Annotated in this window: 44 protein-coding genes and 2 tRNA genes; 43 read left to right on the plus strand and 3 right to left on the minus strand. The window is 33.9% G+C overall.

Features of this window, described 5'->3' with window-relative positions; all coding sequences use genetic code 11:
• Positions 1-13: 13 nt before the first annotated feature.
• Positions 14-241, minus strand: coding sequence for a helix-turn-helix domain-containing protein (locus MHH78_RS17490; RefSeq protein WP_341168190.1), 228 nt, complete (start codon positions 239-241; stop codon positions 14-16).
• A gap of 518 nt (positions 242-759) precedes the next feature.
• Here MHH78_RS17490 and MHH78_RS17495 point away from each other — a divergent pair.
• From MHH78_RS17495 to MHH78_RS17640, 30 genes are all read left to right on the plus strand, one after another.
• Positions 760-1,041, plus strand: coding sequence for a hypothetical protein (locus tag MHH78_RS17495; protein ID WP_341168191.1), 282 nt, complete (start codon positions 760-762; stop codon positions 1,039-1,041).
• A gap of 58 nt (positions 1,042-1,099) precedes the next feature.
• Positions 1,100-1,396, plus strand: a complete 297-nt coding sequence (locus MHH78_RS17500) for a hypothetical protein (protein WP_341168192.1) — start codon at positions 1,100-1,102, stop codon at positions 1,394-1,396.
• Positions 1,397-1,453: 57 nt separating this feature from the next.
• A complete protein-coding gene (locus tag MHH78_RS17505; RefSeq protein ID WP_341168193.1) occupies positions 1,454-1,654 on the plus strand; it encodes a hypothetical protein in 201 nt (66 codons plus the stop codon).
• A 54-nt stretch (positions 1,655-1,708) separates the two neighbouring features.
• On the plus strand, positions 1,709-2,098 hold the full coding sequence (locus tag MHH78_RS17510; protein WP_341168194.1) for a hypothetical protein: 390 nt from the start codon (positions 1,709-1,711) through the stop codon (positions 2,096-2,098).
• Between the two features lie 179 nt (positions 2,099-2,277).
• On the plus strand, positions 2,278-2,736 hold the full coding sequence (locus MHH78_RS17515) for a hypothetical protein (RefSeq protein WP_341168195.1): 459 nt from the start codon (positions 2,278-2,280) through the stop codon (positions 2,734-2,736).
• A 25-nt stretch (positions 2,737-2,761) separates the two neighbouring features.
• Entirely contained in the window at positions 2,762-3,541 is a 780-nt protein-coding gene (locus MHH78_RS17520) for a hypothetical protein (RefSeq protein WP_341168196.1), read from the plus strand.
• 78 nt (positions 3,542-3,619) lie between these two features.
• Positions 3,620-4,951 (plus strand): DNA sulfur modification protein DndB, encoded by a 1,332-nt coding sequence (locus MHH78_RS17525; protein ID WP_341168197.1) that lies wholly within the window; start codon positions 3,620-3,622, stop codon positions 4,949-4,951.
• The gene (locus MHH78_RS17530) at positions 4,941-5,921 is read left to right on the plus strand and encodes a phage lytic cycle repressor MrpR family protein (protein WP_341168198.1); all 981 of its coding nucleotides are present in this window, start codon (positions 4,941-4,943) and stop codon (positions 5,919-5,921) included. Before MHH78_RS17525 ends, MHH78_RS17530 begins: the two co-directional genes overlap by 11 nt.
• A gap of 148 nt (positions 5,922-6,069) precedes the next feature.
• A complete protein-coding gene (locus MHH78_RS17535; RefSeq protein ID WP_341168199.1) occupies positions 6,070-6,708 on the plus strand; it encodes a hypothetical protein in 639 nt (212 codons plus the stop codon).
• Positions 6,695-7,225 (plus strand): accessory gene regulator B family protein, encoded by a 531-nt coding sequence (locus MHH78_RS17540; RefSeq protein WP_341168200.1) that lies wholly within the window; start codon positions 6,695-6,697, stop codon positions 7,223-7,225. The genes MHH78_RS17535 and MHH78_RS17540 overlap by 14 nt, the downstream gene beginning before the upstream one ends.
• Entirely contained in the window at positions 7,225-7,353 is a 129-nt protein-coding gene (locus MHH78_RS17545; protein ID WP_341168201.1) for a cyclic lactone autoinducer peptide, read from the plus strand. Before MHH78_RS17540 ends, MHH78_RS17545 begins: the two co-directional genes overlap by 1 nt.
• Before the next feature lie 95 nt (positions 7,354-7,448).
• Positions 7,449-7,823: a hypothetical protein gene (locus MHH78_RS17550; protein WP_341168202.1), complete on the plus strand. Its 375-nt coding sequence runs from the start codon at positions 7,449-7,451 to the stop codon at positions 7,821-7,823.
• A 191-nt stretch (positions 7,824-8,014) separates the two neighbouring features.
• On the plus strand, positions 8,015-8,389 hold the full coding sequence (locus MHH78_RS17555) for a hypothetical protein (RefSeq protein ID WP_341168203.1): 375 nt from the start codon (positions 8,015-8,017) through the stop codon (positions 8,387-8,389).
• 141 nt (positions 8,390-8,530) lie between these two features.
• Positions 8,531-8,613, plus strand: a tRNA-Leu gene (locus MHH78_RS17560).
• A 7-nt stretch (positions 8,614-8,620) separates the two neighbouring features.
• Positions 8,621-8,695, plus strand: a tRNA-Ile gene (locus MHH78_RS17565).
• Positions 8,696-8,889: 194 nt separating this feature from the next.
• Positions 8,890-9,918, plus strand: a complete 1,029-nt coding sequence (locus tag MHH78_RS17570) for a hypothetical protein (protein ID WP_341168204.1) — start codon at positions 8,890-8,892, stop codon at positions 9,916-9,918.
• A 66-nt stretch (positions 9,919-9,984) separates the two neighbouring features.
• Positions 9,985-10,977, plus strand: coding sequence for an AAA family ATPase (locus MHH78_RS17575; RefSeq protein ID WP_341168205.1), 993 nt, complete (start codon positions 9,985-9,987; stop codon positions 10,975-10,977).
• A gap of 92 nt (positions 10,978-11,069) precedes the next feature.
• Positions 11,070-11,576 (plus strand): 3D domain-containing protein, encoded by a 507-nt coding sequence (locus MHH78_RS17580; protein WP_341168206.1) that lies wholly within the window; start codon positions 11,070-11,072, stop codon positions 11,574-11,576.
• Positions 11,576-11,854 carry a DUF1599 domain-containing protein gene (locus MHH78_RS17585; protein ID WP_341168207.1) on the plus strand — a complete coding sequence of 93 codons (279 nt, stop codon included), beginning with the start codon at positions 11,576-11,578 and terminating at the stop codon, positions 11,852-11,854. Before MHH78_RS17580 ends, MHH78_RS17585 begins: the two co-directional genes overlap by 1 nt.
• A gap of 21 nt (positions 11,855-11,875) precedes the next feature.
• Positions 11,876-12,025: a hypothetical protein gene (locus tag MHH78_RS17590; protein WP_341168208.1), complete on the plus strand. Its 150-nt coding sequence runs from the start codon at positions 11,876-11,878 to the stop codon at positions 12,023-12,025.
• Positions 12,026-12,052: 27 nt separating this feature from the next.
• Entirely contained in the window at positions 12,053-12,208 is a 156-nt protein-coding gene (locus MHH78_RS17595) for a hypothetical protein (RefSeq protein ID WP_341168209.1), read from the plus strand.
• Positions 12,209-12,248: 40 nt separating this feature from the next.
• Complete coding sequence (locus tag MHH78_RS17600) at positions 12,249-12,557, plus strand: hypothetical protein (protein WP_341168210.1); 309 nt, start codon at positions 12,249-12,251, stop codon at positions 12,555-12,557.
• Positions 12,558-12,573: 16 nt separating this feature from the next.
• Positions 12,574-12,861: a hypothetical protein gene (locus MHH78_RS17605; protein WP_341168211.1), complete on the plus strand. Its 288-nt coding sequence runs from the start codon at positions 12,574-12,576 to the stop codon at positions 12,859-12,861.
• The gene (locus MHH78_RS17610) at positions 12,851-13,087 is read left to right on the plus strand and encodes a hypothetical protein (protein WP_341168212.1); all 237 of its coding nucleotides are present in this window, start codon (positions 12,851-12,853) and stop codon (positions 13,085-13,087) included. The genes MHH78_RS17605 and MHH78_RS17610 overlap by 11 nt, the downstream gene beginning before the upstream one ends.
• A 206-nt stretch (positions 13,088-13,293) precedes the next feature.
• Positions 13,294-13,602 carry a hypothetical protein gene (locus MHH78_RS17615; RefSeq protein WP_341168213.1) on the plus strand — a complete coding sequence of 103 codons (309 nt, stop codon included), beginning with the start codon at positions 13,294-13,296 and terminating at the stop codon, positions 13,600-13,602.
• Positions 13,603-13,983 (plus strand): hypothetical protein, encoded by a 381-nt coding sequence (locus MHH78_RS17620; RefSeq protein WP_341168214.1) that lies wholly within the window; start codon positions 13,603-13,605, stop codon positions 13,981-13,983.
• Positions 13,980-14,225: a hypothetical protein gene (locus tag MHH78_RS17625; protein ID WP_341168215.1), complete on the plus strand. Its 246-nt coding sequence runs from the start codon at positions 13,980-13,982 to the stop codon at positions 14,223-14,225. Before MHH78_RS17620 ends, MHH78_RS17625 begins: the two co-directional genes overlap by 4 nt.
• A 26-nt stretch (positions 14,226-14,251) precedes the next feature.
• Positions 14,252-14,497, plus strand: coding sequence for a hypothetical protein (locus tag MHH78_RS17630; RefSeq protein ID WP_341168216.1), 246 nt, complete (start codon positions 14,252-14,254; stop codon positions 14,495-14,497).
• A gap of 36 nt (positions 14,498-14,533) precedes the next feature.
• Entirely contained in the window at positions 14,534-14,743 is a 210-nt protein-coding gene (locus MHH78_RS17635) for a hypothetical protein (RefSeq protein ID WP_341168217.1), read from the plus strand.
• A 121-nt stretch (positions 14,744-14,864) separates the two neighbouring features.
• The gene (locus MHH78_RS17640; protein ID WP_341168218.1) at positions 14,865-15,041 is read left to right on the plus strand and encodes a hypothetical protein; all 177 of its coding nucleotides are present in this window, start codon (positions 14,865-14,867) and stop codon (positions 15,039-15,041) included.
• Positions 15,042-15,086: 45 nt separating this feature from the next.
• On the opposite strand, the gene MHH78_RS17645 is transcribed toward MHH78_RS17640, so the two are convergent.
• The gene (locus MHH78_RS17645; RefSeq protein ID WP_341168219.1) at positions 15,087-15,710 is read right to left on the minus strand and encodes a hypothetical protein; all 624 of its coding nucleotides are present in this window, start codon (positions 15,708-15,710) and stop codon (positions 15,087-15,089) included.
• Positions 15,711-15,843: 133 nt separating this feature from the next.
• Here MHH78_RS17645 and MHH78_RS17650 point away from each other — a divergent pair, with 133 nt between their 5' ends.
• Positions 15,844-16,122, plus strand: coding sequence for a hypothetical protein (locus MHH78_RS17650; RefSeq protein ID WP_341168220.1), 279 nt, complete (start codon positions 15,844-15,846; stop codon positions 16,120-16,122).
• An 82-nt stretch (positions 16,123-16,204) separates the two neighbouring features.
• Here MHH78_RS17650 and MHH78_RS17655 read toward each other — a convergent pair whose 3' ends face one another.
• On the minus strand, positions 16,205-16,432 hold the full coding sequence (locus MHH78_RS17655) for a hypothetical protein (RefSeq protein WP_341168221.1): 228 nt from the start codon (positions 16,430-16,432) through the stop codon (positions 16,205-16,207).
• A 141-nt stretch (positions 16,433-16,573) separates the two neighbouring features.
• Between MHH78_RS17655 and MHH78_RS17660 the strand changes: the two genes are divergently transcribed.
• The 12 genes from MHH78_RS17660 (at position 16,574) to MHH78_RS17715 (ending at position 20,862) form a co-directional block, all read left to right on the plus strand.
• Positions 16,574-17,281: a hypothetical protein gene (locus tag MHH78_RS17660; protein ID WP_341168222.1), complete on the plus strand. Its 708-nt coding sequence runs from the start codon at positions 16,574-16,576 to the stop codon at positions 17,279-17,281.
• Between the two features lie 97 nt (positions 17,282-17,378).
• Positions 17,379-17,612 (plus strand): cold-shock protein, encoded by a 234-nt coding sequence (locus MHH78_RS17665; RefSeq protein ID WP_341170336.1) that lies wholly within the window; start codon positions 17,379-17,381, stop codon positions 17,610-17,612.
• Between the two features lie 21 nt (positions 17,613-17,633).
• Positions 17,634-17,939, plus strand: a complete 306-nt coding sequence (locus tag MHH78_RS17670; RefSeq protein ID WP_341168223.1) for a hypothetical protein — start codon at positions 17,634-17,636, stop codon at positions 17,937-17,939.
• Between the two features lie 47 nt (positions 17,940-17,986).
• A complete protein-coding gene (locus tag MHH78_RS17675; RefSeq protein WP_341168224.1) occupies positions 17,987-18,175 on the plus strand; it encodes a hypothetical protein in 189 nt (62 codons plus the stop codon).
• The gene (locus MHH78_RS17680) at positions 18,156-18,413 is read left to right on the plus strand and encodes a hypothetical protein (protein WP_341168225.1); all 258 of its coding nucleotides are present in this window, start codon (positions 18,156-18,158) and stop codon (positions 18,411-18,413) included. Before MHH78_RS17675 ends, MHH78_RS17680 begins: the two co-directional genes overlap by 20 nt.
• Positions 18,406-18,711: a hypothetical protein gene (locus MHH78_RS17685; protein WP_341168226.1), complete on the plus strand. Its 306-nt coding sequence runs from the start codon at positions 18,406-18,408 to the stop codon at positions 18,709-18,711. Before MHH78_RS17680 ends, MHH78_RS17685 begins: the two co-directional genes overlap by 8 nt.
• Position 18,712: 1 nt before the next feature.
• Positions 18,713-19,069 carry a hypothetical protein gene (locus MHH78_RS17690; RefSeq protein WP_341168227.1) on the plus strand — a complete coding sequence of 119 codons (357 nt, stop codon included), beginning with the start codon at positions 18,713-18,715 and terminating at the stop codon, positions 19,067-19,069.
• A 54-nt stretch (positions 19,070-19,123) separates the two neighbouring features.
• Complete coding sequence (locus MHH78_RS17695; RefSeq protein WP_341168228.1) at positions 19,124-19,510, plus strand: hypothetical protein; 387 nt, start codon at positions 19,124-19,126, stop codon at positions 19,508-19,510.
• Between the two features lie 27 nt (positions 19,511-19,537).
• On the plus strand, positions 19,538-20,059 hold the full coding sequence (locus MHH78_RS17700; RefSeq protein WP_341168229.1) for a siphovirus Gp157 family protein: 522 nt from the start codon (positions 19,538-19,540) through the stop codon (positions 20,057-20,059).
• A 97-nt stretch (positions 20,060-20,156) separates the two neighbouring features.
• Positions 20,157-20,369 carry a hypothetical protein gene (locus MHH78_RS17705; protein ID WP_341168230.1) on the plus strand — a complete coding sequence of 71 codons (213 nt, stop codon included), beginning with the start codon at positions 20,157-20,159 and terminating at the stop codon, positions 20,367-20,369.
• A gap of 31 nt (positions 20,370-20,400) precedes the next feature.
• Positions 20,401-20,652: a hypothetical protein gene (locus MHH78_RS17710; protein ID WP_341168231.1), complete on the plus strand. Its 252-nt coding sequence runs from the start codon at positions 20,401-20,403 to the stop codon at positions 20,650-20,652.
• A 30-nt stretch (positions 20,653-20,682) separates the two neighbouring features.
• Positions 20,683-20,862 (plus strand): hypothetical protein, encoded by a 180-nt coding sequence (locus MHH78_RS17715; protein ID WP_341168232.1) that lies wholly within the window; start codon positions 20,683-20,685, stop codon positions 20,860-20,862.
• The last annotated feature ends 24 nt before the right edge of the window (positions 20,863-20,886 follow it).

The raw sequence follows: 20,886 nt of genomic DNA on the forward strand, positions 1-20,886 counted from the left end.
AAAGAAGAGGGAGTTATTCCTCTTCTTTTTTGTCAGTTTTATGGAATTTAAGGAGATCAGCAATTTCAATCTCCAAATCATCACAAATCTTAGCGGCTAAATCAAGGGGTAAGTGTTTTGTTTCATTATTACATAAATCGTTTATTGTCCCTGGTCTGATTTTTATTCTTCTTGCAAATTCTCTGTTTGAGATATTCCTCGATTCAAGAATATTATCTAATTTGATTTCGATCCAAGCCATTTACACTTCCTCCAATTTAACAACAAATATAAATGGTATTGACATAAGCGAGTCTAAGATATAAAATCTAAATAAGGTGGAACGAAAATCGTCTCAATTTTTAAACATAGCAAAAGCTCCCTAATTGAGCTAGGGAGTTATTTATGTACATATTTAAGGTATCTACTTTATTTTAACAGATTATTGCTTATTGAAAAGAGTAAAATAGCATCTAGAAGAGGTTACTTGCAGAATGAAAAGGTATGTACTAGAAAAGCGTGTAATGTACGATGAGAAAACAAAGATTGAAAAGTGGGAAAGAACTAAACTATATGCTGATGACCCGACAGTGCTCACGAATTTTCTTTATTCTAATTATAGAATTTTCGATACCAAATTAAACTGGGTTCATAAAGTAAAAAAGTTATGAATTAAAAATAACTATTTTTATTAATTATTTTTATATACTTAAAAATACTGGTTTATATGTATAATGGGAATGAACGATGTTAAGAAAATTCTCGTTTTGGGGGTTCATTATGAATGATTCTCAGAAACTCGATTTAATTCTTCAAAGATTAGAAAAGCAAGATGTTGTTTCCGAGGAGAGGCGACTACAAGAATTAGCGTTTAAACATTGGGGGTTAGTTGATAGAGAGTGTCAATTACTATTCCTAACTAAAAGTATATTAGATTCAGGAAAGGCCAACAATGTTGGCAAATCTATAAGTTTTCTTATTCACTTGGGATCAGCAGTGAATGAATATGGAGCAGATGAATTAATTAAGGCCCTAGATCATTACAAAAAAGATTCTATTTAGTGCTATGTTAAGCGTTCCATTTTTGACGTATTTATTTATTTAGCAGAGGTGATTTTTGTTGGAAGATAAAGTTGACATTATAGGAAAATTGATTGAAGAAGTTTACGGTTTAGACTACTTTGATAGATACTTCAGAAGTGCAGATGTTTATGCCTACACGTTTGAAAATGATAAAAAAGAGCGCTTTGTGTGGCAGTGTAAGGTGCGTTGTAACATAAAGTTGACAGAGGGATGCTTATATCACTTAAGAGCCTTAAAAGGACGCAGGTTGCTTGGAGGCAGAGGGGTAAGCATTACAGATGTCGAGATATTAGGAGAAATGAAAGTTACAGACAACCTTATTCGTTTGACATAGAATTCAGTAAAAGGACTATTTTATGAGGTGAAATTACATGAGAAGGAGGAACATAATATGAAAGTGAGAGTTGAATATGCTAAAAATAAACTTGCAGGGACAGGAAGCATTTTATTAGAAAAGTACTCCAGAATTATTGATATCGAATCAGACCCCTCAGATGAAAAAAATGCTCGTGAAGAAATTAAAGAAATATTATGTGAGTTAGAATCATTACCTGACAAAGAGATTAAAATCATTGGAATGACATCATTATAAACAACGATAATTTTAAGAGAGCTTTTGATAATATTTTGATCTGGAGTGTGAATTATGATGGATTTTCTTTATGAAGTATCAATTCAAGTAACTGACACGAAATTCTATTCGTATGTCCAAAAACATAGGATTATCTTGGAAAATGACGATTCGATCCAAATTGAAATACCTAGATCAGGGCCTATAGACGATCAAACTCGGTGGAAAAAAGTTAAGAGAAAGAAGAAAGATTTTTTTGAAAAATATGGAGATATCATTGGGTTTAACGGAAACTTTTGTATTGGATTCGCTACAGCCTGTCGTGAAGAAGATATAGAATCTACAATGGTGAGATTAAAAGAAAAGCTCCGCATTAAATTAGCTGATATGGATGTTTCACATGAGGTATTGTCACTAATGGATGAAGATCCGATAATTGAATACACTGATTCTTATAGAATATAAAATTGGCATTTTTCGAAATTTAATAGCTTGTTATTAGAGACTTGATACATATTGAATTCTTATATGTATAAGTCTCTTTTTGTATTATGTTATTTTTATTTTTGTCAACCCCAATTAGTACGTTAAAAATAACTTGCAAATCAATCTTACTAAAAGTAAATTAAGAGAGGAGGTGAAATGTGGATACAAAATTTTACACTATGACATATACACTCAATAGTGGCATAAAAAATACGATCAACTTATCGCCTGTTCAAATTGACGAGTGGTTAAAATGTTACGAAAAAGATGAAAGATTTATAACAACAATAGGAAGAGAGTATTTCGGATTGAATCCTGGATTAGTCGCAGATTTTAAAGTACATAACATCTTATCTGTACAAAGAATAGAAATAGAACCTGTTAGACAAACTATATTAGTAAATAAAGAATTAGTTAATGCATACGAGCAGGGGAAAGTGAGAATTATTGCTAAAGTTGATTGTAAGAATTGTAATACTATTTATACAACACAACTTGATTATAAAATGCCAAGAACAACATGTACAAAATGCAGATCTGAAGTTTATCTTAATAAAGAAAAGGGGATAATTAGTACTGGTAGAGGGGATGGATACTTCTATTCTTCTGAAAAGTGAGATAGGGAGAGGAGGAAATATGAAGTTGGATCTAGAATTAATAAAAAAAATACAAAATATTGCAAATAATTCTGGCGGTTATCTTACGATTGATCTGTTCAATGAAAATCGAGGAGATTTACCAACTTGGAAAACGTTAAAGGCAAAACTTAGAGGGATAGGATTTGAAGAGGTTTTAAAAAATTGCGATGTCCTCACCCAAGAGGAGTTTGGGATTAAAGAAAATCGTATTAAAGCAATTAGTAATATGAAATTAGTTAATTTAGAGTTTGGAGAACTCACTAAAACTCTTTACGATAGTCAGAAATTAGTTCCTAATTCGTCTTATATTACAAAGAATTATGGTTGGGAAGATCTCGCAAAGGCATCTAATGTCCGTCTTGCTAACACCTATTTAACTGAAGAAGAGCTCATAAAACAACTTAAAGAATCCATCAAAGATCTTGGATATATACCCACAAATGATGAATATAGGGGATTGAATATTAAGCCTACCAGAAGTTCTATTGAGTCAATGAGCTTATCCTGGACACAAGCTATGCGTAAAGCGGGATATAAGCCCTATGGTCAAGCAGTTAAGATTAAAGACAAAATATGTGCAGAGCACAATTGCTACAGACAATTCACTCCTCATGATGAAAGTGAGATTTATTGTGACAGTTGCTACAAAGCACTGCGACAACGAATTATAAATCAACTAAAAAATATCGATAAAAATTCACTTGAAAACATTTGTCAAAGACTTATCCTTACCAGCTCAAATCAGAAGAGCATTTTGAATATTTTTAATGGAAGAATCAACTAAAGTTTGTTGTTTTAAATTTTATTTTTATTTTATGTTATAATTAAAAATAATTAGAGGATACAAAGGGATGGTGAAGAGATGTTAAAGGATCGTGAAGAGTTGGAATTAAGCATAGCTGAAAGAACGCGAGAAATTAAGCCATCTCGTAAAAAAACAAATCAGGTTAACAAAATATTACAAGAGTATGGCGTGCCACTCGGAACATACAATGAGATTGTTAAAGGTGAGAGAACTTTGGTGAGTCTACCGAGTTCATTGCTATGCCTCGTAACCGAGGCTCTGCATACAACCACTGGATATGGAGATATTGACCCATCTGTATGGTTTACAGACAATGAGATTAATACTGCAAGGAAACAAACGATTAATCTGTTTAAAGACGAAAATAGGATAATGTTGCCGTTGGTAATCGAAGAGGTAACTTTTTTAGGTGATGCAAGCTACATAACAAAAATAGATATGTCATTTTTGGTGCAGTTGTTCCATAGTCAACTCATCATTTATGACTTTGATACTCAACGCAGTGCAAAGTGGGTAAAAAGAAAAGATGGGGTAGTACCTGTTCCCGATATTAACAAAAAAAGTGTTGAGAATATTGCAAACAGCATGGTTAACGAAACATATCTAGAGGATATGATTACCCTAAATGTATACTCTGATGAAATTGATCCTATAACCTTTAATCATAAAACTAAACTGCTCACAATAAATGATGGAGCAATAATAAGTATTCTTGACGGTTTTCATCGCCTACAGGGTGGAGTAAGAGCTATGACGATCAACCCTGAACTTAAACAGACAATGATCCTATCCATTAGATCATATGATACTCAAACCGCACAAAGATATTTTGGGCAGATTAATACTATTAACCCTGTCAAAATTGAAAGAAGAAAAGAATTATTATCTGATCAACCATCAGATCTAGTTGTACGTGATTTACAGTTAAAGTCTGAGTTAAAAGGGAAGATCGCATCTGCATCTAACATAACCACTGCTGCAAAACAGCTAACAACGTTCGATTTGATGTCTTACGCTGTAGACAATGTTTTTAATCCAACAAATAAGTTAGAAGCCAGAGAGACTGCGGAGTATCTAATTAATTTCTACGACTATTTATTGGGAAGTTTCGTTGATGAATTTATCGAAAATCCATCTAAGTATAAAGACACTTTTATTAATCATCCACTTATGTTTATTGGTTATACTGTAATTGCAAAGCACTTTCAAGAAGCAGACATAAAGTTAAAAGAAATTAAAGATTATGTAGCAACATTAGACTTAACAAATAGTGAGTTGACTGAAATATTTACTGATTCGCGTAGAGGGATTAATTCTCCAGTGCTAAGAAAAAGGATTTTAAACTATTTTAAATCACTTGTTGGTGGAGGTAGCTCAAATGTCGAATAGAATATATGATGAAAGTTTCTTTAATGAGGAAAATAAAGAAAGGTATCTTAAAGGTTTGCAAAAGTCTACATACGACAGTTATTCCCGTGTCCTTAAACGAGCTTCAAATATTGAAGAACAATTGAATAAAGATTTACTTAATTTCAATCTCTACGAAATAAGCCAAGTCATGAAATTATTAGCTCCCACATCAATATCTGCATCAAAAATTGGTCTATCCACAATAAAAGGGTATATTGATTGGGCAATAAAAAATGATCTGCGAGATGACAATATAAATCCTTTAACTGTAACGATGACGGACGAGTTTGTGAAAAGCTTTGTGGATTCAACTAATCAGTATTTGTTTTCAAATGATGAGATTATGTCTATCATAGGTCGTATGGCTAATCCTCAAGACTCTGGCCTAATCCTATGTATTTTTGAAGGCATAATGGGGAGAGAGTATAGCGAGATCAGGAATATGCTTAAAGGCGATATTAAAGATGAGGAAAATCATATTGTAGTAAGGGAAGAAACAAAGGATGGAGTTCTTGTATCTAGACAAGTTGAAATATCTGATCAACTGAAGGCACTGTTGAAAAGAGCTGCCCTACAAGAAAATTACGATAAGAATAACGGCAACTATACGGGAAGAGCTGGAACAGGAAAATTGAATGACTCTCCATATGTTTTTAGGGCTATAAGGTCAAACTTAAAGTACAACGATGCAATTCGTGGGCCCGTAGTGTGGAGTAGGATCAAGGCAACTTCGGAGTGGTTTGGATATCCCTACTTAACCCCCATAAATATCCGAAACTCAGGCATGATTAAATATGCCAATGATTTATTAATCGCTAACGGAAAATTTGAGCGTGAAGAGATTACTGCCGTATGTCTTAAGTTTGGGGTTGCCACACGAATTACAACTAGGGTCACAAAGGAATTCTTGAATATCGAAACAATAAATTCAATATATCCGAAAGATTAATTGTAGTTATTAATGGGAAGTGGGTTGATAAAACTCACTTCTTTTTTTATTGCAGATAATCAAAATAAAAGTGTTGACTCTTACGAAAAACGTGTTATTATTAAATTCATTAGATAGTTATTTTTAGTTTAAAGAGGAGGCTAGAGTTTTGTTAAATGCATTGATATACATATTGTTTTCAACTTTTGAGGGATTTGTGATCTTTGCTTATGCATTTAGTATTTTTAGGATTGACTTTAAAGGTTTAGAAAAAGAAACGATACTAACAGTTATTTTGATTTCGATTGCAACGTACTTTTATCACAATAGTAGCCTATTCTCAAATATTTCTCTAGTATTAAATTTGATCGCTTTAACTTGTTTTTTTATAGTTCTTTTTAAGGTATCTCCTTTACATGCTCTTCTAATTTCCGCTCTAAGCTTCGCAACCCTGTTAACAATCCAAGGTGCGACAACTTTAATTTCTGGATTGTCACTTGATGAAATCATGAGAACTGATTGGCTGAGATATTCTTTTCAATTTTTTACGGATTCAATACTTTTGTTGATAAGCCTCCTAATAAAGAAAAGAACATTTGGTTTTACCTTTGTTCCCACCAGATACGTACTTAAATTTAAACTTACTTCGCTCAATATCGCAATTTTACTAACTTCAATTTCAGCAGTTATTGTTATGGGGATTGCATTCAATTTATCTCTCTATGTAGGAACTTTCTTCTGGGGCATGTGTTTTGCGGTTTTAATCTATCTAGGGGTGAGCAAGGAGATGAGCAATGAGTTTGATTAATAATGTTTCTATGAAATTAAGTGGGACGTTAAAAGGAAAATATGGGGATGCTGTTCCTTCAATAGAGATCATGCGATATTCAATAAAGTTTTTGATTACAAATCTAACACCAATTCTATTGATTTTATTGATTGGATTTACAACAAACAACATTATTAATACTTTAATTGCAATGATTGGTTTCATTAGTTTACGTTTGTTGAGTGGAGGATATCACATCGCTTCTGCAGAATTATGTATTATATTTTCTACTGTACTAGTAGTAGGGATATCTAATATGAGTTTTTTAAAGGATCAATGGTATCTATTTCAAATAGCAAGTTTAATTTTAGTAGCTTTGTTTGCTCCATTTAATATAAAAAAAAGTTCCAGAATTAAAGAGAAAGACTATGATAAACTTAAATATGCGGCGCTAACGCTGATATTTATTGGTTCATTGTTTTCTAATGAAATTCTATCAGTAGCTTTCTTCGCACAATCGCTTACCTTGATACGCTTGAGAGGAGGTGATAAATAATGAAAAAATTTAATCTTAAATTTGCTGCTATTCTTGGGTCGGTACTTACCCTTATTGCCGTAGCTGGAATTACTCCGGCAAGCTGGGCATTGTTCCATGCAGAAGAAATCCCTAGTGAATTGAAATAATAGTTTAACTATAGGGAAAAATAAGCTTTCAGGAGAATTAGCCCACTTAATTATTTGATTGAGTGGGAACGGTTTTCTGGGAGGGAGTGTACATAATGGGTGACAGGATCATTGTAGTTCTCAAAGAGGGGAAAAAAATTCATGACAAGCCTCAATGGCTATATGACCATCAAATCTTAAAAAGCGAACCACAAAAAATCAAAGGCAATACTGAAACCATCATCACGGCCATTGATGGAAAAGAATACATGATTAAATATAATAATGACTATTTTGTTGAACTAATGTCTCAAAAGGAAGACTTTATAATAAGTGATAGAGGCAGACTTGCCAATCTCTCTAATGATGTGACAATAGATTATAATGACAGAAAAATAATTTTCAACGTTATTAAAACAGAGAATGTATTTGTTACAATAGCTAAATCAAAAATTGATTCAATAAAGAACTATTTTTCTAAAAAGAAATAGGATCTTAAAGTGTTGATTCGATGTAATTCGACAAATTATTACATGACTTACCAGTTTTGGTTTGATGTCAACAATATTTCGGTGGCATTGTATTGTTATTGTAAAAAGATTCCTAACAACGTAAACTATGATTAGTTATCTGATAATAATAGATCGGTAACTAACAACTTCATAGAGGAGACAGTAAGAAAATGAAAATACAAAGATTGTCAGAACTTTGTGATGTAAGTGAAAAAGCAATTGAATTCTGGAATCTGTTACTTTTTCTTTGCCCCAAACAAGAGGCAGAAGTATTTTTGCAGGGGGCATCAATTAAAAGTAGGAGAGAACTTGAATTTGAGCTGATAAATTTAAGATACGATCTTCTTGATAAAAATAAGTATAATAATTATGAAGATTTTTTAAGTAACTATAAAAAAAGCAAAAAGAAGGCTCTAGAAAGGCTCTTTCAACAACCCTTAAATGAATTGATGTTGTCAAATTTTAATGGAGACCCCAAACAACTATACTTGATACATAAAAAGAGACCAACATCCTGGTTTATGGAATGTCTTTTATATTTGTAGTAGACAGTTTAATGGTGGATAAAAACAATATCATCTGCCATTAAACTAAAAATAACTATTTACAAATAAATAATTATAAGATATATTAAGAGAGAAGAAAGATTTGATCAAAGAATACTTTTATCAATAAATTATTAACTTGCGGGTGTGATGAAATGGCAAACATAGTGAACTTAAAATTCACCGTCAAAAATGACTTATGGGTTCGAGTCCCATCATCCGTATAACTTTGCTCCCTTAACTCAGCACGGTTAGAGTTCCGAGCTTATATCTCGGCGGTCGCAGGTTCAAGTCCTGCAGGGAGTATTTAAAATACCATGCGAAACTGCATGTTAAATATATAGCTTTACGTAAGTGAGGTTATAGATACTATATTCTATGAAGGTGGTGGTATGGATCAAGTATGAATCAAGAAGTCCTCCCTGGAGTTTGATTAGTAAATAGAGAATATAAACTAGTTAAACTAAAAATAAAATTCATAAAAGGGAGATAATTAATTAATGACAACAGAACTTCAACAGACACGCGGATCGGTAAAAATCGAAGGTAAAATTGTAGGATTTGATAAGACTCAAGAAAATTCATATCGGAAGGGAAGTACAAAAGAAAGTAATAAACCTTATCGAAGTATCAGTCTTGGTGTTAAGACATCCCCTACAAACCAAATTTATCAACTTAATCAATTTGGAATGATTCCTGAGAAAGCCGCAAAAGTTATTAAATTCAAGGGGCGGGGGAACAAAGAGCATTTTGAAATTGACTATGCACACAAATCTGAATTGCCAGATGGTGCTGGCGTTATGGGATTCGGGATTGTAGGAGTTGGTGATGGTGAACAGGGGAAACAAACAATCAAAAATTACTTTGCATATGATGCTGTTGAAAAAATTGCAGATGAGTATGGAAATGATGATTCTGTAGTTATTAATGGTGAGTTCGATATTGATACATATGAGTCAAACGGAGAATCAAAAACGACTGTTAAATATAACGTAAAGAAAATTTGGCTCGCAAAAGAACCAATTGATTTTGAGAAAGAAAACTATAAAGAGGTTGCTTCTTTTGAACAAGAATTCGTTGTTGTAGGTCACAATCTTGATAAAGATGCAAAGAAACTTTATGTTACAGGTCGTTTGATTACATTCAAAAAAGATTGGTATGATATTACATTCACAATTGATTTGGTTAAACACGAAGCTCTTGGTCAAAACATTTTTAAGAAGACTAAGTTTGGCGATATTCTAAAGGTTCAAGGAATCATCGTTAACGGAGTTGTGCTGGTCGAAGCGCCCGTACAAACATTTGATTGGGGTGGAGAAATTCCGGCAGGACAGCAGAATGTTATCAGCAATAGAATTTCCGAACTTCAAATTACAAATGTTCTAGAACACACACCAAAGGTTTATAAAGAAGATGATTTCTTTAAGGCAGCCGAGTTTTCAACCGAAGATCCATGGGCTAGTTCTACATCTAGTAAATCTACAAACAGTGAAGACCCCTTTGACAAAAAAGAAGAATTTCAGTGGTAAGACAAAGATTGTTTGATACAATTTTTCAAAAATACATGAATACTATAAAAGGAGAATGATTAATTAATGGCATTGCAAAAACGAGAGAATAAACGTGAAGGTGTAACATTTTTGTGGTATGGAGAGAGCGCAACAGGGAAGACTCCAACGGGTCTTTCTTTCCCAAAACAAGCACTATTTGATAGTGATGGCGGTACAAAATTCTATGATGAGTATAACGATAACATTCTCGTTGAATCAAACACTCTTGTTTTTAAAGAGTTAAACGAAGATCTTGACGACCTGGAAAACGATGACGAACTGTTTGGAGAGGTAGAAACGATTAATATCGATAGCGCCACGCGTTTTCATGAGAATATGAAACATGCCTCACTTAAGGTGGTTGAGCAAAGAGCGAGAAAAGGAGGAAGATTGCTCGAAGGCGAAGGGCTCTCTTTTAAAGAATATGGAGTCATGGGCCTTCATTATGATAGATTCTTTGCTCGTCTTCTCACTTATGTTAAACAAGGTAAGAATTTATCATATGTAGCAGAACAAACAGATGAAAAAGAGAACCGAACCGACTCTCAAGGAAATGCCGTAAGTGTGAAAATTGGAGTAAAACCCAATCTTCCTGCTGGAAGCAAATTTGATTTCGATGTTGTAGTAAATACATATATTAAAGATGGAAAGTCTTACGGAAAGGTTGAAAAGGACAGAACTAAGACATTTAATATTGGTGATGAAATTGAAATGCCAAACTATAAGCATTGGAAAGATGCAATTGCAAAGGCACAAACAGGACGGATCAGAACGAAAGAAGAAATCGGTAATTTTGAAGATCAACTTAATAAAGAAGCAGAGGGTTTGAATTCTGTAACTGATACCGCAAAAGCTCAAGAAGTAATTGATGAAATTATGGCCGTACTTACACCTCTGCCCAATGAAAAGAAAGCAGAATTCCAAACTGCCATTATTAAGAAATACGGCGATCCAAAATTCCGCAACGAAACAGATCCAAAAAAGCTGAAGAATATGCTCAAACTCCTCAATGACATCAAAGACGGAATCACAGTCTAAGATGCAATGAAAGACAGAGTTTATCAAGATTAAATAACTAAAAATACATAGCCTCACTTTAAAAGTGGGGCTATATCTAAATTGTGGAGGTTATGATGCTGAACGCGATTCTCGCCCTACTATTCTCATTTGCCCTTGCTTATTCAGGGATCAATGAACAAGTTGTTGGGGAAAACAAAGAAGCCACTCCAATTGAAAAGAAAGTTGTTCAGACGGTTAAAGTCGAGAAAGAAAAGAAAATAACTAAAGTTAAACCAAAAGAAAGTTTAAACAAAGTGGAAGACAAGTGGGAGATCTACAACGTAACTGCCTACACGAACGGATATGAGTCCACACAGAAACGGAAAGGCCAAAAGGGATATGGCATTCAAGCGAATGGAGAACGAACTGTTGAAGGTAAATCAATAGCATGTCCTAAGTCACTTAAGTTTGGAACAAAGGTTAAGATCAAAGAGATCAATAATACATATGTTTGTAGTGATAGGGGTTCAAAGATTACTGAGGGACATTTAGACATATTCTTTGAAGATTTAGATCGGGCATTAGAGTTTGGCCGTCAGTACTTACATGTCCAAATTATTAAAAAGGAAGCGGAATAATGAGAAACCAAGAACAAAGAATTGAAGAGGTATGTAACGGAGTTGAGACGCTTCTTAAAAAGAAAAATCATGACTACGGAAATTCGTTTTCGTTGCAGTTTGAAAAGTATGGAGTTTTGAGTGCGATGATCAGGATGGACGATAAGATGCGTAGACTTGAGAATCTTGTTAAAGGGAGCAAAGCCCAGGTTGATGAATCTATCGAAGATACTCTTCAAGATTTAGTAGGTTATGGTGTGTTAGCGTTGGTGGAACTTCAAAAGAATAAAGAGCATTAAACAATTAAAGGAGTGATAATAATGTCGGTGAATTTGGATGTCTTGAAAGAACTTCTTATGGACTGGGAAGATGACAATTTAACTTATAGTGACATGATTGAACTCAGGGACAAACTCAAGGATGCCAGAGAGGCACTTGAGATAATGATGGATAAATACGAGGCACAATAAAATGACGTAGAGGAGTTGAAGTTGGTTATGAATATTATCAGCGGCGATAAAGCAAGAAAGTTATTTAAAGCGGGAGAAGAAAGATTTGAATACTTAGATTATCAAAATGATTGGAGAATTTTTGACCACAAATTTGACAGAATTTCAAAGTTTGATTTTTATGATAAATGGAGAACTTATTGATCAAAGTCCTGTTTCATCAGGAGAGGAGAAATTACACTAAATGAGCGAAGTGAATGCGAATTTATATGACTTTTTAAAAGAAAATGAAACAGGACTGTACCGTGAAAAGGGAGTAGTCAAGAGTTATGTATTGGTTTATTTTAGTGATCTTTCTAAATTCGTAGAAGCAGTAGGATACGGATGGTTTGATGAGAATGGAATGAATGTTGTAATGAGACGTAATTATATCGCTATTGAGTTAGACGATTTTATTGAGGGGAATGGACACTACTTGTCTAGTTATAAAAACTGTTTTGATGAGTGGGATCAATACAAATCAGAAATTGCAACAATGGAGAAACAATACTGATGAGTTTCAATGCTCTATGAAAATAAAAATAATGATGGGAATGAATTATATGGGATTTTTGAAGAATTTATTTAAAAAACAAGCGAAAAGTGTTCAAGAGGTAGAGGTCTCAAGCAATACTAAATGGACTACGCTTGTCGAAGTACAACCGACAAAACTCAAGAGTGTAAAGGAAATCGATGCATTTTTCGCAGCAATTAAAAAGAGCGACAGGATTAATAAACTACAAAAAATTCAAAGTCGAACAAAGAAACAGCGTACTAAAAATAAACTTCAGAAACGGATTGATTTATATGGAGAATAAGTTCATTATTGTGAGCCTGGATGATTGGGAAGGTCTTTACTATAAGGATGAGCTTATTTCGGAAGGGCATGAGATCAGCCGAGAAAGGTTGGTTAGACTAATGAAGCAGCATAAAGTATGGGATGTGGAATTTGAGTATTTGAATCAAGAAGGAGAAAATATTGTTCAAGCATACGCAAGTATGTTCAATACATATTCGGAAGCGAAGCCATACCTAGAACAATAAGGAGTGAGGATATATGTGGGGTATAAGCCCCTTGGATGGATTTTGGAAAATCAGCAGATATACTAAATGGTATCACTACTTTTGGACGATGCCACTAATGTCCATTATCGTTTTCTTTGCAATTATTATTTTCTATTTTACTATGTTGATTGATAGGATGAAAAGCTCTATAAAATAAGGATTTCTTTAGAAAAGGAGAGTGTGATTTGCGGAAATTTAAATGTGAAGTGGTAACAACCAATACATATATCGTTGAGATTGATGAGAATATCATCAATGAAGAGTGGATGGATCATTACTCTAAATATTTCTATGAAATCGACACAATTAGAGAACACGCAGCTAATGTAGCTTGGCATCGGAATAGTTTTAGAAATTATGATTTTGAAGGGTATGGCTATGTTGGAGAAGCAAATCTAGACATGAGTGCTGAAGAACTAAAGAAAAAAGGAATTACTATTCGAGTTATTAGTGAGGATGAAGAAATTGAAGTTGAGGCGATGGAGGTCAAATAAGTGAGAAAACATATTCGAGACCACATGTTTATTTATCTGTTAATTGTACCATTCTTTATCTTCAGTATTTTCTTGCCAGATGCATCCATTGAGATGGCTGGTGGATTTGCCTGGGTGTATCTGTATTGCACAATGTTGATTGGGACTGCAATCGTTTGGATTGGTCTTTTTGGTGGCGAGGTCAGTTATTCTTCTATTGGTCTCAAGGGATTAATCAGACAATTTACAGATGAGCGACTGAAGATGAATAAGGAAATCGAAGAGTTGAGAGATAGAATTATTAATGAAGAACCACGTTACGCAATGAGATTATTGCAGTTTAACGTACTCAGCGATAGACGGTTAAAGAGATTGGTAAAGGAGATGAAGAAAACTAAATGAACATTGTTTTAGATTCAAGTTACACAGAGGTTTTTACGATAGACGGCTATGGTGGTATTACAATGCTAGAACTTGATTGGGAACAAGATGCTATTTTTGAACGAGGTAATTTAGAAGACAGATATGGAAGCATCGAGGAGTACTTCATTAAAAAGGAATATCCATGGTATTCGAGTTTAAGTGATTGTGCATATGATATTGATCCATTTACACATCTGCAACTAAAAAGCAAAGGAAATTGATATTTCATTAGAAAGGAGAGAGCTTAATGAAATTTTCAAGAAGGGCGACAAGCGAAGACTTCATCGGGGCAAATGAAAAGTGGAGAGAGTTGCTGCACCCGAGTATTTTAGATGAATACCATAATGGCAACAAAGCAAAGGCCGTATTAACACATAGAAGTTATCATGCTTGTGGAGTTCAAGTATCAAAAGATGTTATTGACAGATATAGTAGTTTTTTAGATGCGTGGAACGACTTTATTGAAGGCAAAGAGATATTTGTTCAGTATTAATGAAATGGATCTTTTATAGAGAGGAAGAGATGATAAATGAAGAAAATGACTGATGAACAATTGCTGAAAAGGGTTCTATTTGATAAAGAAAGATATAGCATTGTTGTAGATAATGACGTTGTGTGGGTTCAGGATAATGAAAAAAATTCAAATGATGATGACTTTTGGACTGGATTTAATGAGTATGGATATGAATTGATACCTACAATCTTTGAAGTAATCGGGGTTAAGGCAGAATTCGTATGAGAAGAATCGACCAAGTGAAAAATAAAAAGATGAGAAATGTTAAATATATAGAAGTATTGGATAAAAACACTTTGAAAATAGATGTTATTACTCGTATCAGTAACACTAAGGAGGGTAGTTAATGTCAGGAGAATATGCACTACGTTATCTAAAAGAACATCTACTAGGAAAAAAGCAGGAAGTCGAATACTATGAGCAACGAAACGATAATACAGTGGCGCGAACAATTACCAAAGTGAAGCATCAAATTTATGATTTGGAGTTTGCAATTGAGCTACTTGAAGAATACCAGAATTAGAGATCATCTAATGAAACTTTTAAAAGAAAATAAAGAACCCACATTTTATGAGTTCTTAGACATTTTTCTGATTTTTCGTTTGTTGAGTTTATCTATAAAACTTAGAGAGAATATGAATGCTGCAAACAGAGCAAAAAGTAGGTAACCTATATTTCCAAAAAGAAATATTAAAGCTAAGGTAAAAAGCAGAAGCTCTGCTCCAGCCTTTATATTTTCCCAAAGCTTAAATAGCTTATACATCAAACTCTTTGTATTAGAACTCCTAACCACTTCAACTGTTCCTGTGAATTTTTTGGTGTAACCCACAACATTATCATACCTTCTATATAAAACACAGTTCTCGTCAAGTTGATTAAAAGGTATTTTAAGTTGAATCTCGTAGCTTGAGATATTATTTGCCGCCTTTTGCCATTCAGAAGGTTCACCAACAAAGAACCAAGTAACTGGCTGACACCGCGCGGAAAGATTCGCAATAAGCCCAGGAGTCGGAATTAATTGAACTTCATTGTTATTCATTAATACCAATTCAGAAGTAAAGCGATAAAGAGTTTTTCCTTTCAAAGACTCCAGATTGCGAGAAGATGGTTTAACAGCGAAGGTTTTTCTCATACTCCATACATAGTTAATTATAAAGAATACGACACAAACATGAAAAACAGCGTTTAACAAATTTACTCACTCCTTTATTAATTTGATTTTATAGTTTCTTATAGTCGATTTATAGGATTTTTATAACAGTAGTTAGACACTTTATTGAAAAATTATATGTAAAACATCAATGAGCACCTAAAGGAGAACTGCAATGGAAGCAATTGAAAGAGAAGCGGTATTAACTTATGATGAGGAATCAAATCAATATCTTATCTTCTGTAGTTCCGGGAAAGAAAGAACTCGTATGCGCAAAGCTGGCTTTGTGCCATATAAGGAAGACTCTGAGGGAAACACATACTATAAGGTAGACAGGAATCAAGTTTCTTTTAGAGCAAAAAGCACACGAGTAATGAGCAATGAACAAAGACAAGCCGCTTCTGAGCGATTTAAACGAATGCATCAAGAGAAGAAGAAACAGTCAGAGCTATAGTTAGAGAAATGATAATGAGATTTGATCAAAGGAGAATTTGATCAAGAAAAAATGGAGCAACCATTTAGGCTACTCCGAAGTATTAGGCCAGTTTCCAGTTTAAAGCATAGAGATTAACATTGCTCATCCAATATAGCGCTCTGTAACTGTTTGTCTTGATATTCATCGTTGTTTCGCAGACGTAAACAATATGGAAATCAGGAGTATAGCCTGGAGTTATTTCTATATTGTTGAAATCATTATTAGAAACAATTCTGATTTCAAAATCAAACCCGTTGCCGATAGTGAGTATTGATTTCAACTCTAACATTCTATCACCCCCATGAAGTATATTTGCTTACTGTAATAATAGTTTATACATTTCACATGAAAGTTATTCCATGTATTCGACAAAAAGATTATTCAATACTTGATGAATTTAGTCGAAACTCAAAAAAGAAGGAGTGATTCTTTGAGTATAGTAAAAAAAATGTTGGTTAAATTAGATAGGTTGCGAGAAAACAACAAGACACCTGAGGAAATACATAATGAAAAAATTTATAAAGTTAATAATAAACTAATCTTTGTTAAAGACGAACTAATTAAACTAATCCCCGAAGAATTGCAAAGAGAATTTCATGATAAGTCATATATATCTGGTGGCTGCATTTACAGTCTCTACCACAATAAAGAACCTAAAGATTATGATTTTTTTGTAGAATCGAATTATTTAGTTGAACGGCTCAGAGACTATTTTCTTAACCAGGTCACTTACAAAGGCGAATTACGAAGCGGTGGACTGTACAAAGGCATCAATATGACGATAACTCAAAATGCAATCTCTTTGGGGAGATCCCAAATCATTACACAATGGATTGGGAAGCCACGGGAAGTGATTAGTCAGTTCGATTTCAAACACAACATGACCTATTGGAAAGATGGAAAGATCATCTGCCTCAGCGATTGGAAGTATGTTAAAGGGAATAAGATTTGCTATAACGAAGGCAGAGCTAGAGACATTGTGGGGACGATTGTAAGACTTCCGCGATTCATTGAAAGAGGAATGACAGTGAGTAATAAAGAGGTCAGTAGGATGCTCCTAAGACTGCATGATGTGGGTTTTAGTGGGCGAGAGTTGGAGATTTTGGAGAATAATCAGTTAGAGCATTTTGGGTCATAAGTGATTTAATCAAGAAAGGAAGACAGAGATGGAAAGTTATACAGAACGAAAAAGGCAGTTATAAGAAGAAGTTGAACACTTGAAAATTAAATATCAAATGGATAAATATGATTTAGTTGATCGTGAATTTAGCGGAACTGTTGAATGGTTTAATGCTGAAAAAGGATTTGGCTACATAAAGGCAGATGATGGAGAGTGCTGCTTTGTTCATTTCTCGAATTTGATTATGGATGGGTTTAAGTGTTTGAAGGATGGACAACGAGTTGTCTTTGAAAAGTCCTTAGACAACAGAGGACTAAGTGTGAAAGACGTTAGAGTTATGAAATCATAATTTGAAGAGGAAGATGGAACAATGAATATCAAACATGTTGTTAAAATATATGATTATCCTGCGTCCACTGGCGATGTGATAATAACCAGCGATATGAATGGGACAGATCATTATTTAATGTTTTGCAGTTCAGAGGCAAGTTCAGCGACAGATCCAGGTGGTTATAGCGTTTTTTATTTCACAGATTTAAAAAGCGGAGACATCATCGAACAACAGATTCATGAAGATGATGAGATTGAAATAGGAACCGAGATTAATGGATGTGGTGCTGTCACAAAGATCATTCCCAACAGAAACATTGAAGTTTTACTCCATGAGACTGAATGAAATATAACATTTATCAAAATAAAGATAAAAATATGAGGAGTGAGTGTGTGAGAAAGGTTGAGTTGAAGGGTTATATCATTTTCGATGAAGAGGAACTAAACCATGGAGAGAATGTAGTTGCTCAAATTGATCATGAGTTTTTTAACGTTGATGGAATTGTTGAATGGGAACTAGAAGAGGTAAGTAACATTGAGATTGATTACAAGCAGGAAGAAGATGAGGAAGATGAAGTGTAACAACATACATTGTTTATGGAATGCTTTTGAATCATGCTGTCCTGAAAGTGAAGAGCTGTATAATACTGCAACACCAAATCAACTTGACTGTCCATCATCTATGCGAGAAGACCACCAAGAGGCCATGTATCAGATTATGGATGAAGTTGACGAGTTGATGATGAAGAGAAATTTTAGAGAACTGATTCAAATACATAATTTTGTGAGAGATCAAAGATCAGGAGTAACTAATGATTAATAAAAACAAGTTTATTCAAGATGATGGTAAGGTGAGGTTCTGTAGAAGTAATATTGCAAAGATGACTTTATGGGAATATTGCTATCTTGAACTGACTGACAGAAATATATTGGGATATACGCTTAAAGAGTCATTGAATAATGCTGTAGAGGGAATAAAGTACTTAACATTTTGCTTTTGCGAGCTATTTTCAATTCTTCTTTTTCCGATAGCTCTGCCCATAGTAGCTCAAAAAGCAATAAAGCAAGAGAAAAACAATTTAAAATCTAAACTTCATCAAAAAATAACGGAGCGATAGTTTGAATAAAGTAACACGTAGACAAGGTAGATATTATTTGGGAGATGCAAACGAGCAAGCATGTTACACATTTCAATTTAGAGAAGATGCTCCTTCGGCTCTGGAACGGAGCTTCATTATTTCGCTAGACCATGATCGAGGTTGGAGCGGGTATCCTCTAGAAGTGATTACAGAAATAGTAGAGATGTGGGAAGATTTCTTCATAGCACCACAGCTTCGTAAAGCCATTGCAGTCATGGATTACCTAAAAACATGGGAGAAGCAAGATAAGATTGATTGCCTGACAGAAGAGAAAAAGCGTATTGAATTACGCATTGCAGAAATCATTGAAGAGTTAGAAACATTGGTTGAGATCTGATGAAACAGAAGTTTTATGAAAATAATAATACATATTAATGGAGACTTGATGAATATGGAGCAGTATTTGATTGATGAATATGATGTCTTTGAAGATGAAAACTATCTGAAGATTGAAGAAGAGATTAAAGACTATTTTATGGACGGAGGAAGAGAGTTTTTCGATTGTGGTCAAGGATATTGTCAAGAACAAGCCGAAGTTACATGCAAAGTTGGGGATAAGTTTTATAATGTAATCATCAATGCAGAGGTCGGAAGTGCAAAACAGGATATTGGAGATCGACTATATTGGATTGAAGATATCAGCAATGTTTTATATGAAGAAATTGAAAAGCCACAACCACGAGAACGAGTAGATATCACCTATAATCTCAATATTACAAAATCGCAAAAATACAGTCTTGAGCGTTTTATGAAAGAGAACAAAATGGTCTTTAAATAAAAAATACATATTAAGGGAGAATGATTAATGACTAAATTGTATCAACTTGGGGATCAGTACAGATCCTTTAATGAATTTGTTGATGCCGCATGGGACAATGAGGAAATGACGGAAGATGACTTGCAAATGTATATTGATACGCTAGAAGCAATTGAAGATGAGCTCAATGGTAAAGTTGAGAATATTACAAAGTTCATGAAGAACATTGAGGGAGATATCGAATCCTTTAAAACAGAAGAGGCAAGACTTGCTAAGAAACGCAGATATCTTCAAAATAAATATGATGGCTTAAAGTCTTATATGCAGAGTATACTTATTGCTAATAAGATCGATAAGGTTAATGCAGGAACATTTAAAGTGAGTGTACGGAAAACAAATCCGTCTGTCGGCATCTTAGATGAAGCAAAGATTCCGCCAACATTTAAAATTGCTCAACCTGATAAAGTTGATTTAAAAAATCTCCTTAAGGCACTAAAAAATTTGGGCGAAGATGAAACAATTGAGGGAGCAACGCTTATTAGCGACAAGAAGCATATTATCATTAGTTGATAAACTAAAAATAACTATATACTTATAATATTGTGAATGGTATACTTGACTCAAGTAAGGTCAGTTATATCATTTTTTAATTTAAGGAGAATACATAATGAAGATTAAATTGACTCAAGAAGAAACATTGCGGATCGTTGAAGATCATCTGATTGCAAAAGGGTTTAAAACTGGCAAAACAGCGATTGTGCATAAAGAAAAGACCGAGTATGAATATCATGGAAATCCAACAAATGAAGACAGACGGGAAATAAAAGTTAAGTATTTTGATGGCATTGAAGCTGAAGTTGAACTGAATACTTTAATCTAATGAAATAGTTCTTTCATGGAGAGGTGGAGACATGTCAAACTTATACATGAGGTTTACTCTTAATGAAGAGAAACTATCGGCAACAGGAGGGTGGGATGTTAGAAATCGGTTTGAGATTATGAAAGAAGATATCAAAAATGGAAAGTCATTTGGGTGGGGATTCAGGGGCAGTGACGCGGATACATATATGGTGGAGTTGGTTAGAAGACGTAAAAACAAAACCAAAAAGCTGATTGATAAAATCGAATTTAGTGGATCAGGAGAGTTATTAAGAAGTACGTAAAAGGTCTATTTCATAGGGAGTGGTAATGAGTTGAGAAAGATATCTGAGGCACAATACAAGAAAATAACTAAAATGTTTGATGATCAAGTAGATAAAGAAGTAAGTGCTATGATAACTGTGTTATCTTCTTGGGGTAGAGAATCTGAGATTGCAATGTTAACTACAGTTGCAGATATAAAGAAAAACGAATTCTTGAAGCTATTTCAGTAGAATGCAGATTAAATATTATTAACA

This window comes from Paenibacillus sp. FSL H3-0333 (assembly GCF_038002805.1).
In the GTDB taxonomy this organism is placed as follows: domain Bacteria; phylum Bacillota; class Bacilli; order Paenibacillales; family Paenibacillaceae; genus Paenibacillus_AQ; species Paenibacillus_AQ silagei.

Excerpts from the sequence above, each read along its gene's own strand:
- MHH78_RS17490 (WP_341168190.1), bottom strand. The coding sequence starts at position 241 with ATGGCTTGGATCGAAATCAAATTAGATAATATTCTTGAATCGAGGAAT.
- MHH78_RS17495 (WP_341168191.1), top strand. The coding sequence starts at position 760 with ATGAATGATTCTCAGAAACTCGATTTAATTCTTCAAAGATTAGAAAAG.
- MHH78_RS17505 (WP_341168193.1), top strand. The coding sequence starts at position 1,454 with ATGAAAGTGAGAGTTGAATATGCTAAAAATAAACTTGCAGGGACAGGA.
- MHH78_RS17510 (WP_341168194.1), top strand. The coding sequence starts at position 1,709 with ATGATGGATTTTCTTTATGAAGTATCAATTCAAGTAACTGACACGAAA.
- MHH78_RS17525 (WP_341168197.1), top strand. The coding sequence starts at position 3,620 with ATGTTAAAGGATCGTGAAGAGTTGGAATTAAGCATAGCTGAAAGAACG.
- MHH78_RS17530 (WP_341168198.1), top strand. The coding sequence starts at position 4,941 with ATGTCGAATAGAATATATGATGAAAGTTTCTTTAATGAGGAAAATAAA.
- MHH78_RS17540 (WP_341168200.1), top strand. The coding sequence starts at position 6,695 with ATGAGTTTGATTAATAATGTTTCTATGAAATTAAGTGGGACGTTAAAA.
- MHH78_RS17545 (WP_341168201.1), top strand. The coding sequence starts at position 7,225 with ATGAAAAAATTTAATCTTAAATTTGCTGCTATTCTTGGGTCGGTACTT.
- MHH78_RS17550 (WP_341168202.1), top strand. The coding sequence starts at position 7,449 with ATGGGTGACAGGATCATTGTAGTTCTCAAAGAGGGGAAAAAAATTCAT.
- MHH78_RS17555 (WP_341168203.1), top strand. The coding sequence starts at position 8,015 with ATGAAAATACAAAGATTGTCAGAACTTTGTGATGTAAGTGAAAAAGCA.
- MHH78_RS17570 (WP_341168204.1), top strand. The coding sequence starts at position 8,890 with ATGACAACAGAACTTCAACAGACACGCGGATCGGTAAAAATCGAAGGT.
- MHH78_RS17575 (WP_341168205.1), top strand. The coding sequence starts at position 9,985 with ATGGCATTGCAAAAACGAGAGAATAAACGTGAAGGTGTAACATTTTTG.
- MHH78_RS17580 (WP_341168206.1), top strand. The coding sequence starts at position 11,070 with ATGATGCTGAACGCGATTCTCGCCCTACTATTCTCATTTGCCCTTGCT.
- MHH78_RS17585 (WP_341168207.1), top strand. The coding sequence starts at position 11,576 with ATGAGAAACCAAGAACAAAGAATTGAAGAGGTATGTAACGGAGTTGAG.
- MHH78_RS17590 (WP_341168208.1), top strand. The coding sequence starts at position 11,876 with ATGTCGGTGAATTTGGATGTCTTGAAAGAACTTCTTATGGACTGGGAA.
- MHH78_RS17595 (WP_341168209.1), top strand. The coding sequence starts at position 12,053 with ATGAATATTATCAGCGGCGATAAAGCAAGAAAGTTATTTAAAGCGGGA.
- MHH78_RS17600 (WP_341168210.1), top strand. The coding sequence starts at position 12,249 with ATGAGCGAAGTGAATGCGAATTTATATGACTTTTTAAAAGAAAATGAA.
- MHH78_RS17605 (WP_341168211.1), top strand. The coding sequence starts at position 12,574 with ATGAAAATAAAAATAATGATGGGAATGAATTATATGGGATTTTTGAAG.
- MHH78_RS17610 (WP_341168212.1), top strand. The coding sequence starts at position 12,851 with ATGGAGAATAAGTTCATTATTGTGAGCCTGGATGATTGGGAAGGTCTT.
- MHH78_RS17625 (WP_341168215.1), top strand. The coding sequence starts at position 13,980 with ATGAACATTGTTTTAGATTCAAGTTACACAGAGGTTTTTACGATAGAC.
- MHH78_RS17630 (WP_341168216.1), top strand. The coding sequence starts at position 14,252 with ATGAAATTTTCAAGAAGGGCGACAAGCGAAGACTTCATCGGGGCAAAT.
- MHH78_RS17635 (WP_341168217.1), top strand. The coding sequence starts at position 14,534 with ATGAAGAAAATGACTGATGAACAATTGCTGAAAAGGGTTCTATTTGAT.
- MHH78_RS17640 (WP_341168218.1), top strand. The coding sequence starts at position 14,865 with ATGTCAGGAGAATATGCACTACGTTATCTAAAAGAACATCTACTAGGA.
- MHH78_RS17650 (WP_341168220.1), top strand. The coding sequence starts at position 15,844 with ATGGAAGCAATTGAAAGAGAAGCGGTATTAACTTATGATGAGGAATCA.
- MHH78_RS17655 (WP_341168221.1), bottom strand. The coding sequence starts at position 16,432 with ATGTTAGAGTTGAAATCAATACTCACTATCGGCAACGGGTTTGATTTT.
- MHH78_RS17665 (WP_341170336.1), top strand. The coding sequence starts at position 17,379 with ATGGATAAATATGATTTAGTTGATCGTGAATTTAGCGGAACTGTTGAA.
- MHH78_RS17670 (WP_341168223.1), top strand. The coding sequence starts at position 17,634 with ATGAATATCAAACATGTTGTTAAAATATATGATTATCCTGCGTCCACT.
- MHH78_RS17680 (WP_341168225.1), top strand. The coding sequence starts at position 18,156 with ATGAGGAAGATGAAGTGTAACAACATACATTGTTTATGGAATGCTTTT.
- MHH78_RS17685 (WP_341168226.1), top strand. The coding sequence starts at position 18,406 with ATGATTAATAAAAACAAGTTTATTCAAGATGATGGTAAGGTGAGGTTC.
- MHH78_RS17695 (WP_341168228.1), top strand. The coding sequence starts at position 19,124 with ATGGAGCAGTATTTGATTGATGAATATGATGTCTTTGAAGATGAAAAC.
- MHH78_RS17700 (WP_341168229.1), top strand. The coding sequence starts at position 19,538 with ATGACTAAATTGTATCAACTTGGGGATCAGTACAGATCCTTTAATGAA.
- MHH78_RS17705 (WP_341168230.1), top strand. The coding sequence starts at position 20,157 with ATGAAGATTAAATTGACTCAAGAAGAAACATTGCGGATCGTTGAAGAT.
- MHH78_RS17710 (WP_341168231.1), top strand. The coding sequence starts at position 20,401 with ATGTCAAACTTATACATGAGGTTTACTCTTAATGAAGAGAAACTATCG.